This window comes from Lentzea indica, assembly GCF_012184385.1.
Lineage (GTDB): Bacteria > Actinomycetota > Actinomycetes > Mycobacteriales > Pseudonocardiaceae > Lentzea > Lentzea indica.
Map to the genome: position 1 here is coordinate 18,311 of NZ_VSRL01000092.1, position 12,682 is coordinate 30,992.

A 12,682-nucleotide genomic window follows, 5' to 3' on the forward strand; every position below is an offset into this window, starting at 1 on the left:
CAAGCTTCATTCAGGCACGAATCGTTCCCGCGGCTCGACTAAGGCTGTCCAATATGGACTGACTTGGGCCGTCTGGGGGCCGTCGAGCAACCCCCAAGGACAACAAACGACGCTGGCCAAGGAATGAGGTTTCCGCTGGCCAACGTCGTTTGCAAGGCTTTGACCTCAGCCCTGCTTGGTCTTCCAGAAAATCTTGTCGATCTGGTGACACCGTCGTCCAAGCGCTAAGCGCAGCAGGGACAAAGGGGCCGGGAGGTGTGGTCGCGGTGGTGAGTCCAGAGTCCCAGTGGTGAATGTGCGGGAGTTAGTAGCGTTGGGCGTGTGGGGTGCGATCACCTGGGGGTAAGGCTTCCCAGTTGTGGGGCGGTGCTGTGGGTTGAGTGGACGCATGGTGAGTGTGGGACGGCGTGCGTGGTGGACGGCTGGTGTGGCGCTCGCCAGCGGTGCCGGAGTGTGGGCACTGTTGCGGTTCGGTGTGCCGATCTGGCTGACCGATAAGGAGCACCCGGCGCGGCCGGTGCTGTAACCGACTGCGAACGGGTGCTGGGCACCAACCATCCGACGACAAAGGTGGTCCGCTCCAATCTTCAGGCGACGACCCGCGCGGATCGTTGAGTTCCTAACTGACCATTACGGCTGGCGGGGCAGTCACGGGACACGAAACGGCTCGGCGGATAGACGTGCAGGTCAACCATGTGAATGCTCGTGCCCGGAACGCCGCACGATGGCACTTCGGAGGCTGTCGCCTTGCAAGCGTTGCGTTGGCTGGACCAATCACCTGCGAATGCGATCGACTGGCGATAGGCGAACTTGCAGCCGAGACGGCGCTTCATTAGAAAGTCTCAGCGAGACACCACGAGACGCCCCATCACAAAACTACAGTTCAGGGCAGCTCAGCTGGGATCGAGCGGTGCGTCTGCGCCGTACCCTGTGCCGTTTCACACCGAAGCAGCCCCTGTTCCCGCAGTGCTGTGGCGCGCGCCACCATGTCCCAAGTTTCTTCTCTTCATCAAGGCGGCCCCGGCAGCCGCAGAGCCTCTGAAGGATTCCGCGTACCGGGCTAAGTTGAAGTGCCGCGAGTACTCGTGGCCTGCTCTCGCCTCTATCTCTCACGAAGTACTTGCGCGGTGACTGATAAACCTCATCGAGAACCTTGTCCATCAATTCCAGAGCAAGGGCTACATCCGCCGAGCCCACCTGCTCGGAAAAGTCGCCATGTGCCATATCATTACCAAATAGCCTGGTTCGTGAGCACCATCCTTCACATGCTCGCGAACCAGGCTATTAGCATGCATGGATTGATCTTGAGGAAGAGGTTTTCCGAAGTGCAACCTATCGATCAAAGATTTTTCTCCCTGACGACGTCTCCAACCCCAACTGCTCCTTCAAATTTTTTAAATCAAGCCCAGCCCGCACTAATTCAGAGTCCGGAAACAGGACATGCGTAGGACCTGAATCTAATCGCGCGCCTGACCGCAATTTGATAGCCCACCTGGAATCAATACGCTCCATCAGAAAGTAATCAAAAACGCTAGCCCCTTTTAGGCCGCCTTCGACCAAGGAGTACCGCTCACTACACGCATGCACAATGGGATCTAGGTAGAACGCGCCAGAAACACCCTTCGAGTGTGCCAACACATACGGCCAACGCAGAGAATCAACACTACACTGATAATTCGTCGAAACCGGACGTTTTAGAGGTGTTCCAGATTCAGCCGAAAGCATGTTAGCCAATTCCGAGATATCCTCCACGGAACAATCTTCAGACCTTCCCGACGCGCCTCCAATGATACAGATAAACGGTTTCTTGTCAGGAGAGATCTGAGGTCGCACCCTCAACCGTTCGACAGAAACAGATGCTCCTGTTAGGTCCACATTTCGGTCACCCTCGATCTTCAGACTTGCTTCCTTGTCCACAATCGCGACGGTTGCCGTCAGCTCACCGACAACCGATTTGAGCTCTGTATATATTCGCAGTACCACCAGAGACTCTTCACCGGGAGCAAGGTTTACAGCAAGCGATCCGCTGATTGCCCCTCCCGACGGGTCGTCCATCGTGCGAGACACAGGGGAATCTGTGTCCGCGTTCAGCTCGACGGGAATTATTTCCCCTGCCCCGGCAGTTGGACATCTGAATGCTATGCTCGGCGGAGGGTCCACACGCGTTTTGGCGACGATTCGCATATTTCGTACAGTCACCTGAGCCCCTCCAGGGGCATTGTTCCTCAAGCGAAGAACTACCCCGGACCTCGTTTGCCGTTTTCCATATCGCTCCAGCCACTTTAACTGATCATCATTGCAGCCCTCGGTTGCCGCAAACGGAAACGTCGCAAGAGGAGCGTCAAGAGGAACTGAATAGATATTAGACAACGAGTCGGCATCAGTTGGCATTATCTTCGCGGAAACACCGTCCACACTCGGAACAAATTGCCGTGGACTCACAAAGCTGACAACCCCGATAGCAAGTGACGCGACAGGTATGGCGGCAATTAGCACTGCCACCAATGGGTGGCTTCGAATCCAGGCCATAAAATCTGCCAATCGCCGATGGCGATGGTGGGTAGATTTTCTATGCTTAACCATCGAACTCCAATCACAGGCAACCCGACTGATACCTCGCAATACCTCACACTCTCGGCAGCGCCGAAACATATAAGCATACCTCATATGCCGCGATCGCCTTCGTCGCAGATTGCAGATAGCATATGATTCACCCGTCGGTGTTACGCCGACCAAGGCGGGTGACGCAGGACTAGCTAGGAAGCCATTACACAAAGCGCACCGTTCCGGATTATCGGTCCGCAGTGCGTGATCATATAACCCTGTCTCGATCGGTACGAGTTCGTGGAGCCTCGCGTGGAGCCAACTAAGGACTATCCGTGCACCCTGAAGGCACCTGAGAGATGCGGCTCCACACGAAAAACACTAGTGGATACCGAGCGACATCACATGCACTTCTAATCCCGAGTTCGCAGGTTCAACCGCGGCACCTCGGCAGGTACAGCAGTGAAGTACAGCAACCACTCCGACGGCTTGTGATCCACAGAAAGCCCTATAGGCCCTCTGACCTCGACAAAGGCCGCAGTGAACCTGCCTGCCGAGAGTTCACACCGAAGAGGTCACTGGTTCGATCCCAGTATCGCCCACAGAACCCGAAAGCCTCTGACCTGCGAAGGTCGAGGGCTTTCGGCTTTTCCAGGTGCGCGCAGACCCCTGGTTTCGAGGCCTCGGTAGTAAAAGTGGTAGTAAATCGGCCCTTTCGCACGTCACACCAACCCCTTCACCGAGGGCGGCAGGAACAGACCAATCACTGCCTCGGCCGCGTCACGATCATGGTCTTCGATGTCCGCCGAGTAGGTGTCGAAGGTGAACGCCACCGTCACGTGCCCCAGGCGAGAGCTGACGATCTTCGGGTGCACCCCTGTGGGGTGCAAAACACGGCCCGATAGGCCTGAGCTGCGCATCAAGCAGCTGCAGGTTCGTACTCGTTGATCAAGCCGCCGAGTACTCGCCGACGACGAACGGACCTACAGCCTGGCTCTGCGATCGGGTGATCGGGTCGCGGTGGAGTGTGGTGCCTCGCCCGGTGTGGTCGTCGGTGGTTGAAGATGATCATGCTCGCAAACTACTTTGCGTAGTCTCGTTCGCCGCCAGGAAGATCATCTCCGCCACTCGCGACACTTGAACATCCATCAGCAGTAGGCATGCAACCCTGAACCCGAATCCCAAACGACCTCATTTCCACATACGCTGAACCACAATGCAACGCACAGACCCAGCACCTCATCCGGTGCGAAGTGATCCGCAAGCGGGGAGAGCGTTGCCGAAACTCGATCGGCGACCCCGCCGACGTTGACCAGCACGGACATCGTCGATGAGTGTCCATTTTCCACGTGTGGACGAAAAGTGGACAGGAACTGGACAACGCGGCGGATGCGTTTCGAGTTGCCTTACGCTTCGTGCCGAGGTTGAGCCTTGCCGGCACACCTCCGAAACCGCGACCTGATGGTCCAGGCGGGGTTTCACCCAAGGGGCCTCCGGTAGCAGCCGACGGGCCCCTTACCCCGTTGGGGAAACTACGGATAGTAGCGGGGCTTCCGCGCGGCCAGGAGCCAGTGCACACTCATCGCGTTCAACCGGCTGGAGCTGCTACTCCGGTCACAGCTTCTCTGGACGCTCATACCCGCCTGGACCAAGAAGATGAAGGGTCGCGACGATGGATCACTCCCGCACAAGTCGTGCATGCACGCCCGATATACACCCTCCAGGCCAGCAGCAGCGGCTCGCTGATTCGCCGATCGTCATTGTGATCACTGTCCAGGTGTTCGCCTCGTTTCTGACGTTCCGCGGTTACCCGCTGGAGGCAGCCCTCGCCGCCGCGTGCGCGAGCATCCTGGTCGCGTACAACGCCAAGCGACTCGTGCTGTCACGTACTGCGTGATCAAGGCCAGCGCGCGAACAACCTGATGGTGGAGTCGCGCACCGCTCAAGCAAGGCCGTGCACGAGATGTTGGGCGCCACGCTCCTCGGTGGCGCAACGTTCTCGTGCACGGCCCGTCAGCGCCAACGCTCGCTGGTAGATACTTGGTCTTGCACCCGAACAAGTGGTGCCGCATCAACACCAAGCCGGTAGGAGGTCAACCCATGGCCACCCACGCATCCCTCGTCAATGAGCTCAAGACTCTACGCAAAGGACGAGGCGTGCACGCCGGCCGGATCGCGGACAGGGTTGGCTCATCGCTGGCTACCGCATGCGGGATCACCACGTTCGACGGGCCCAGCGCCACCAGGCAGAAGCTGATCACCAGGCTGTCCGAGCTGGTCGAACAGCTCCCGGAAGATCTCCAGCTCGCTGCGCGGGCGGCATTCGGCCTCGCCCCAGAAGCCCGGCACCCGCTCTACCAGGAGCGCATCACCTGGGCGGCGGTACTGATCGACCGCGACACGCGCACCGTGCGCCGCCGTGCCGACGAGGCAGTCGCGCAACTCGCCGAGCTCGCCGCCATGTCTACTCGGCGCGCGGGCAGTGGCTGGCACACCGCAGAACTCAATGTCGCTGTGACGCTGGACCAGGGACAACCAGAAGTGCTCGAGCGGTACCGCGTCGTCGCCGACCAGGACGGCGTCGACTCGCTGGACTTCGCCTCCGTCTTCGCGGTCCGCCGACGCGACTTCGACGCACACCTGCTCTACGGCGGCACGCTGCAGTACCGCAGCGACGCCGACCATCCCGGCTTCACCCTCTTGCCAGCCGAACCGCTAGATCGCGGCGGGACCCACGACTTCGCGATCCGCTACCGGCTCTCGCACCGCGACGCGATGCACCCGTACGTGCTGCACGTGCCGGAACGACCGTGCGAGGTGTTCGACCTGCGTGTGCGGTTCGAGAACGACCGCACGCCGCCAGTGCAGGTGTTCGATGGCGTGCTGGCGCAGCGATCCGCAGACGAGCCACTCGGGAGGCAGCAGACGGTCGACCCTGCCGGGGAGATCCACCTGCGGTTCCTGCGACTTCTGCCCGGGCTGCTCTATGGCGCTCGATGGGGACACGCGCACGGTGAACGAGCCAGCGGTATCGCTCACTCAAGTGGCGAGGCGTCCTAGCCCACGCGTGTACCCAGCGAGACGGTGTCTCTGCTATTCGGAGTGTACGCGCGGATGATGGTCCGGCTTTACTTGTTCCTGTCGGGGTCGTTGACGGCTGAGCGCAGTGAGACGAACTTCGCGCTGGCCGGATGGTGGACAATGATCGTCCACTGTGCACGGTCGCGTAGGACCACCCCCTGCGGCCTCGCTCCATCCTGGCAGGTGTCCGCGACGACGCGCATGTGCGGGCGCTCCCCCGCATCGATCAGTCGCTTCCCGCGTGTCCAGAGATTCCCCGCTTCATCAAGGCGGCCCTGCCGGGGCCGCGATAGACGCGACAACTGACCTCGACGGGTCTACGGCTCGGCACGCCGCCGCACCGGACGTCCACCTGAACGTCTGCCTCAACAGGATCACCAGTGCATATAACGCGTACCTCGTGTGGTGGCTCACTCATCGAGAGCTGCGTGACTCCGCGCGCACCGTCTTCGGACCGGCTAAACAGACCCAGTACCGGTGAGTCCATCCCCGCAAACTGGCAGGCCCCTCGCTTCGAGGCCTCGGTAGTAAAAGTGGTAGTAAATCGGCGACTTTGCACGTCACACCAACCCTGTACGTGCCGAAAACTGCATCCGCGCAGGTTAAGCGGCATGGCGATACTCGTGGATGACTCCGCCGAGAAGGTCCTGTCGATCTATGGCGAGGCGTTCGATCTGATCGGGTTCGAGAGGCTGGGGCCGGACCCGCAGGGGTGCCGCGCCAGCGAGTGATCGGTGGGTTCGGTGCTCGTTGTAGTGCCGCTCGTACTCGCGCAGCGCGTGCCGCAGATGGGCCTGACCCCAGATCAGCGTGCGATCCAGCAGTTCGGCGCGAAGTGTCTTGACCCAGCGTTCGATGACGGAGTTCATGCGGGGCATCCGTACACCGGTCGGCACCGTAGCGATCCCTGCGGAGGCAAGGAGCTTGTCGATCAACGCGGGGTATTTGGCGTCCCGGTCACGGATGAGGAATCTGATTCGAGCGAGGCCCCCGGCGTCCTCGAGATCCATGAGCAGGTTGCGGACGCCTGGATAACCCAGGCATGGGTGGGGTGTGCGGTGGCGCCGAGTATGCGCACACGCCGGCTGGCGTGGTGGATGGCGGCCAGAATGTAGTAGCGCTGACCGGTAAGCGTGACGGTCTCGATGAAGTCCATCGCCAGGATCGCCTCGGCCTGCGAACGCAGGAAGTCGGCCCAGGCAACGGTTGTCCGGCGCGGAGCCGGATCGACGCCGGCAGTCTTGAGGATCTCCCACACCGTGGAGGCAGCGATCACGACACCCAAGAGCGCAAGTTCACCGTGGATACGTCGATATCCCCACGAAGAGTTCTCGGCTGCCAGGCGCAGGACGATGTGCGTGCCGAAAACTGCATCCACGCAGGTTAAGCGGCATGGCGATACTCGTGGATGACTCCGCCGAGACGGTCCTGTCGATCTATGGCGAGGCGTTCGATCTCGTCGGGTACGAGAGGCTGGTGCCGGGCTCTCAGGGGTGCTGCGGCGGCGAGTGATCGGTGGGACCGGTGTTCGTTGTAGTGCCGCTCGTACTCGCGCAGTGCGTGCCGTAGGTGGGTCTGGTTCCAGATCAGCGTGCGGTCCAGCAGCTCGGCGCGGAGTGTCTTGACCCAGCGTTCGATGATCGAGTTCATGCGAGGCATCCGAACACCGGTCCGTACCGTGGCGATCCCTGCGGAACTGAGGATCTTGTCCATCAGCGCAGGACATTTGGCGTCGCGGTCACGGATGAAGAATCTGATGCGCGCGAGGTAGCCAGACTCCTCGAGGTCCATGAGCAGGTTGCGGATGGCCTGGCTGACCCAGGCGTGGGTGGGGTGCGCGGTGGCGCCGAGTATGTGTACACGTCGGCTGGCGTGGTGGATGGCGGCAAGAATGTAGTGGCGCTGACGGGTCAGGGTGACCGTCTCGATGAAGTCCATCGCCAGGATCGCCTCAGCCTGCGAACGCAGAAAGTCTTTCCAAGTAACGGTCGTCCGGCGCGGGGCCGGATCGACGCCGGCAGTCTTGAGGATCTCCCACACCGTGGAGGCAGCGATCACGACACCCAGGAGCGCAAGTTCACCGTGAATGCGTCGATATGCCCATGACGGGTTCTCTGTTGCCAGACGCAAGACCAGGCGGCGGATCGAAGCGACAGTGCGCGGACGTCCAGGCGTCCGGTTCACACTCGTTCGGGCATGGCGGCGCATCGTCAAGTCGCGATGCCACCTCAGCACCGTGTCCGGGCTGACCAGCAGCCTGAGCTGGCGCGCCTCCTGCGGGCCAAGGGCACAAGCAAGGCGGCGAGCAATGCCCTGTCCTCCGGCCGCAGTCGGGGGCGCTGATCGCCGAGTCGTCTATGCAAGACCGTGAGTTGATGGCGTAGTGCGAGGATCTCGACGTCTTTCTCACGGTCGGTCATGCGCAGTAGCCATAGTGCGGCGAAGGCGTGGGAGACGGCGAGATAGGCGAAGCGGACCAGCACGGCCGCGATCATGCCGGACGAAGACCTGCAACACCTAGATGCCTACTGAACTGCATGGACGTACTTCTCGGCACGTACAAGGATCACCAGCAGCGCGATGATCGTCCACAGTGGAGAGAGCACCAGCGCGAGCGCGGTCGCCACCAGCAGGCACCAGGCCCGCACCCGCCGTTGCCGCACCCCAGCCAGCGCGTGCAGCAGCACCGGGCGCAGCGAGAACCCGACCGACGGCGCCGCCGCGTGCAGGTCGTCGTGCAGCAGTGCATTGATCATCCGTTCGGAAAAGCGCTCGTCGGTCCTGGCCGCGATGCACAGATACCGAGTCGTGTCGTCGGGGAGAAGGCGGTTGGCTGGCTCATCGATCCCCTTCACCAGAACGACTTCGGCGCCTCGGCACGAGGTTCGCCGCGAACAGGAGTGCGGCTCTGCATGACCACGACGGTGCAGAGCAACAGCCCGAACAGCACGCCGAACGAGGCCGAGGCGCTGAACTGGCCCAGGAAGAACTCCTCAGGCCGGCGGCATCGATGAAAGGCAGGGAGTCTCGCGTGTTCAGGAGAGTCACCGCGACCGCCGCGGATCCCAGCCCGGCGGCCACCGCGCTGAGCGTGGTCATCCCCACCACGACGACGAACTCGCTCGCGGATCCGCGGGCCCAGCGCGACACCCTGCCCAACCCGAAGACGCCGAACGCCACGAACAGCACCGTGCGCAAGTTGGTGAATCAGAACAGGAACGGGCCGACCCGGTCGACGTCCACGTGCCAGCTCGGAAAGGAGAACAGCACGTTGGCGAGGCGACCGGCCGAGTCGTAGTCGTATAGCGCGAGGGTCAGATCCCTGTTGAGTCAAGGGTTTCCGACCAGCAGGACGAAGCCGACGAGCACGGCGACGCCCGGTGTGAACAAACGCGGTAAGTGAGACTCCCCCTGCCCTTCCACACGAGCAACTTAGATCCCCGAGGATCACCACGGCGACGGCCGATCGGCGTAGGCGTGACGAAAGCGGCGAAAGAACCAGATTCCTCACTGCTGTCTGCGCCGGGACTTGCCGGGCAGCTCGCGTAGCCGGGTGCTCCCGACGGAGTCATTTGGGCCCGATACCCGGTTTTCCGGTTACGAAACCTCCGCTGCGACGACCAACCTGTCGGGCGCACGGTTCCGTTGCGCAATCAGCCGATCGCGGTCCGTGCACCTGCACAAGGCTTGTCTCGAACGAGAGGGGCGTTTTGTGAAAACCTCGAGCAGACGCGCAATACGGCGTGCGCTTGTAGGGATTGCCGTTGCGGCGACCGCGATGTCGGCCTGAGTGGCAACGGCTTCGGCGGCAGAACCAGGAACCTTCGTCGCCGTACCGGCGGGGACGGCGATCGCGGACCAGTACGTGGTCGTGCTGCACAACGGCGTGGCGGCGACGAGTTCGACCTCGCTCGCCAAGCAGTACAAGGGGAACGTGACCGCGAACTGGCAGCACGCGCTGCAGGGCTTCGCGGTCAAGGCCAGCGTGGCGAACGCCAAGGCACTCGCGCGTGATCCTCGTGTGGCGGCGGTGTACCAGGACGCCGGCGTCAAAGCGGACGCCGTCCAGGTGAACCCGCCGTCGTGGGGGCCTCGACCGGATCGACCAGCGGAACCTGCCGCTGGACCAGCGCTACAACCACGGGACGACCGCGGCGGGCGTGCGCGCCTACGTGATCGACACCGGCATCCGCGTCACCCACTCGACGTTCGGCGGACGCGCGAGCTGGGGCACCAACACCACCGGAGACGGCAACAACACCGATTGCAACGGCCACGGCACGCACGTGGCGGGCACGATCGGTGGCGCGGAATACGGTGTGGCGAAAGCGGTCCGGCTCGTCGCCGTGACGGTGCTGAACTGCGCCGGCAGCGGCAGCTTCGCCGGTGTGATCAGCGGCGTGGACTGGGTGACCGCCAACGCGGTCAAGCCGGCGGTGGCGAACATGAGCCTGGGCGGTGGCGCGTTCGACCCGCTGGACACCGCGATCCGCAACTCGATCGCGTCGGGCGTCACCTACGCGGTGGCGTCGGGCAACTCCAACGCGGACGCCTGCTCGACCTCGCCAGCCAAGGTCGCGGAGGCCCTGACCGTGAACGCCACAGACATCAGCGACGCGAGGGCCTCGTTCTCGAACTTCGGCACCTGCACCGACCTGTTCGCACCGGGCGTGAACATCACGTCGTCGTGGAACGCCAGCGACACGGCGACGAACACGATCAGCGGCACCTCGATGGCCACCCCGCACGTGGCCGGCGTGGCGGCGCTGTACCTCGCCCGGCACCCGGCGGCCCCTGCCTCTCGGGTGCACGACGCGATCGTGCGCAACGCGACGCCGAACGTCGTCGGCAACCCCGGCCCTGGCTCGCCGAACCGGCTGCTGTTCTCGCGCTTCACCCAGTGGGGCCCGGAAGGCGACTACAACGGTGACGGCACAACGGATCTGACCGTGTGGCGTCCTTCTGAGGGCAACTGGTACCTGCGCGGCATCAGCACCACTCAGTGGGGCATCGGCGCCGACATCCCGGTGCCCGGTGACTACAACGGTGACGGCGTCACGGATCTCGCGGTGTGGCGTCCGTCCGAGAGCAACTGGCACGTGCGTGGGATCAGCACGACCCAGTGGGGTGTCGGCGGGGACATCCCCGTTCCCGGCGACTTCAACGGTGACGGGGTGACCGACCTCGCCGTGTGGCGCCCGTGAGAGGGCAACTGGTACGTGCGCGGCCAGTTCACCACCCAGTGGGGCGTCGGAGGTGACATCCCGCTCGCCTCGTAGCTCCTGCCCCCTGATCGCCCGGCTGGTTTCAAGTGACCAGCCGGGCGATTCGGGCCGTCCGGGAAGGTTTGTAGGCTGCGCGAGGCGGAACCTGCAGCGGTCGGCGCGCGTCGACTCGGACGGACATGGCGCTCGGGACACGAGGACGATGACGGAAGAGACGTTCGGGCCGTACCGGATCGAGCAGCTGCTCGGTCGCGGCGGGATGGGCGAGGTGCATCGGGCGTACGACACGGCGCACGACCGTCTCGTGGCGCTCAAGAGGCTGTCGCCCGGCATCCACGACGACGCGGACTACCGCGCCCGCTTCCGCCGCGAGGCGCAGATCGTCGCGCGGCTGCGTGAGCCGCATGTCATCCCCATCCACGCGTACGGCGAGATCGACGGCCGGCTCTACCTCGACATGCGGCTCGTGGAGGGCCGCGACCTCTCGGACATCCTCCGCGAGGGAACCGTGGAGCCGGCACGGGCCGTGCGCATCGTCGAGCAGGTGGCGAGCGCTCTGGACGCCGCGCACGCCGACGGGCTCGTGCACCGCGACGTGAAGCCGTCGAACATCCTGGTGACCTCCGGCGACTTCGTGTACCTGGTGGACTTCGGCATCGCCCGCAGCGTCTCGCCGTCGCGACGAGCCTGACGGCGTCCGGCTCGGTCGTCGGCACCCTCGACTACATGGCCCCGGAACGCTTCGAAGGCCGTGCGGTGGACAGTCGCGCGGACGTCTATGCCCTGGCCTGCGTCCTGTTCTCGTGCGTGGCCGGCCGGCGTCCGTTCACGGCGGACAGCACCGCCGCCCAGATCTGGGCACACCTGAACGACCCGCCGCCCTGGGCTTCCGCGCTGAACCCGGCGGTTCCGGTCGCGTTGGACGACGTGATCGCGAAGGGCATGGCCAAGAACCCGGCCGACCGCTACGCCACCGCGGGCGAGTTCGCGCGGGCGGCGGCCCAGGCCGTGGCCACCCCGGTCCCGCCCGCCTTCGAACGCACCACGACCGAGCTTCGAACCGTGCTGCACACCCGCCCTCAGCCCGGTCGCACCTCTCGGGCCGAGCGGGTCGTCCTCATCGGCGCCACTCTCGTGGTGGTGGCGCTGATCGTCGCGGCGGTGGTGTACGTCGGCAACCTCGACAAGACGCGCGGATCGGCGTCGTCCAGCACCACCACGACCAGCATCACCACGACCACCACCTCCACGGCCACCACCACGACGCAGTCCCCACAGGTCGACGCGTTGCTGGCCGCCCTGCCGGACGTCTACAAGAACGTCGGGTGCTCGGCCATCACCGCCGACGGCGGTGCGGTCGCCGCCGTCCGCTGCGGGCACTCGTGGGACCCCCGGGACCAGCAACCGGACGAGGCCCAGTTCCGGCTGTTCGCCGATCGCGCCACCCAGGACGCGTTCTTCCAGATGCTGGTGACCAGCCGCGGCATCCCGCGGATGGACGAGCGCGGCGGGTGCCGCCCCAAGTCCGACCCGATCCACTATGCGCTGTACTACCGCGACACCTCAGGCCCGCTGCCCGGCGAGTTCGTCACGTGCTTCCTGGCCGACGGCTACGCCCAGGTCTGGTGGGTCGACAGCCGCACCCTCACCATCGGCGTGGTGAAGAAGCAGGGCGACCTCAACACCCTCGACACCCTCGACCTGTGGTGGAACACGAAGATCCTGTCGGTGTCCTAGACGAGTAAGTCCTAAGTCCGGGCGGTGTCTGGAGACGGATGAAGGGTGTTCAAGATCAGTTTGTGAGGACCGACCTGAACACCCTTCTGACCGCA

12 protein-coding genes and 1 pseudogene are annotated in these 12,682 nt (G+C 63.6%); 7 read left to right on the plus strand and 6 right to left on the minus strand.

The genetic code is table 11. The features are described 5' to 3' along the window. The first annotated feature begins 388 nt into the window (after positions 1–388). Positions 389–526, plus strand: coding sequence for a hypothetical protein (locus tag FXN61_RS24430; RefSeq protein ID WP_167976376.1), 138 nt, complete (start codon positions 389–391; stop codon positions 524–526). A gap of 806 nt (positions 527–1,332) precedes the next feature. Here the strand turns inward: FXN61_RS24430 and FXN61_RS24435 are convergent. Then, the gene (locus FXN61_RS24435) at positions 1,333–2,067 is read right to left on the minus strand and encodes a hypothetical protein (protein WP_167976377.1); all 735 of its coding nucleotides are present in this window, start codon (positions 2,065–2,067) and stop codon (positions 1,333–1,335) included. Between the two features lie 1,199 nt (positions 2,068–3,266). Then, the gene (locus tag FXN61_RS24440) at positions 3,267–3,419 is read right to left on the minus strand and encodes a hypothetical protein (protein ID WP_167976378.1); all 153 of its coding nucleotides are present in this window, start codon (positions 3,417–3,419) and stop codon (positions 3,267–3,269) included. A 1,282-nt stretch (positions 3,420–4,701) separates the two neighbouring features. Between FXN61_RS24440 and FXN61_RS24445 the strand changes: the two genes are divergently transcribed. Continuing rightward, the gene (locus FXN61_RS24445) at positions 4,702–5,604 is read left to right on the plus strand and encodes a hypothetical protein (RefSeq protein WP_167976379.1); all 903 of its coding nucleotides are present in this window, start codon (positions 4,702–4,704) and stop codon (positions 5,602–5,604) included. Positions 5,605–6,227: 623 nt separating this feature from the next. On the opposite strand, the gene FXN61_RS52585 is transcribed toward FXN61_RS24445, so the two are convergent. The 4 genes from FXN61_RS52585 to FXN61_RS24460 form a co-directional block, all read right to left on the minus strand. Next, positions 6,228–6,560 (minus strand): integrase core domain-containing protein, encoded by a 333-nt coding sequence (locus FXN61_RS52585; protein WP_246291952.1) that lies wholly within the window; start codon positions 6,558–6,560, stop codon positions 6,228–6,230. Then, on the minus strand, positions 6,557–7,003 hold the full coding sequence (locus tag FXN61_RS52590; RefSeq protein ID WP_246291953.1) for a hypothetical protein: 447 nt from the start codon (positions 7,001–7,003) through the stop codon (positions 6,557–6,559). The genes FXN61_RS52585 and FXN61_RS52590 overlap by 4 nt, the downstream gene beginning before the upstream one ends. 5 nt (positions 7,004–7,008) lie before the next feature. After that, positions 7,009–7,833 (minus strand): integrase core domain-containing protein, encoded by an 825-nt coding sequence (locus FXN61_RS52595; protein WP_246291959.1) that lies wholly within the window; start codon positions 7,831–7,833, stop codon positions 7,009–7,011. 317 nt (positions 7,834–8,150) lie between these two features. After that, positions 8,151–8,480 (minus strand): hypothetical protein, encoded by a 330-nt coding sequence (locus FXN61_RS24460; RefSeq protein WP_167976380.1) that lies wholly within the window; start codon positions 8,478–8,480, stop codon positions 8,151–8,153. A gap of 176 nt (positions 8,481–8,656) precedes the next feature. Here FXN61_RS24460 and FXN61_RS24465 point away from each other — a divergent pair, with 176 nt between their 5' ends. The 5 genes and pseudogenes from FXN61_RS24465 (at position 8,657) to FXN61_RS24475 (ending at position 12,587) form a co-directional block, all read left to right on the plus strand. Continuing rightward, positions 8,657–8,923: a hypothetical protein gene (locus FXN61_RS24465; protein WP_167976381.1), complete on the plus strand. Its 267-nt coding sequence runs from the start codon at positions 8,657–8,659 to the stop codon at positions 8,921–8,923. Between the two features lie 636 nt (positions 8,924–9,559). Then, positions 9,560–9,622 (plus strand): annotated as a pseudogene (locus tag FXN61_RS55595) (hypothetical protein); the annotation flags it as partial. Positions 9,623–9,785: 163 nt separating this feature from the next. Further along, entirely contained in the window at positions 9,786–10,829 is a 1,044-nt protein-coding gene (locus FXN61_RS24470) for a S8 family serine peptidase (RefSeq protein ID WP_312877963.1), read from the plus strand. A gap of 223 nt (positions 10,830–11,052) precedes the next feature. Then, positions 11,053–11,541, plus strand: a complete 489-nt coding sequence (locus FXN61_RS54525; protein ID WP_281360625.1) for a serine/threonine-protein kinase — start codon at positions 11,053–11,055, stop codon at positions 11,539–11,541. Positions 11,542–11,576: 35 nt separating this feature from the next. Next, entirely contained in the window at positions 11,577–12,587 is a 1,011-nt protein-coding gene (locus FXN61_RS24475; protein ID WP_281360626.1) for a serine/threonine protein kinase, read from the plus strand. Positions 12,588–12,682: the final 95 nt, after the last annotated feature.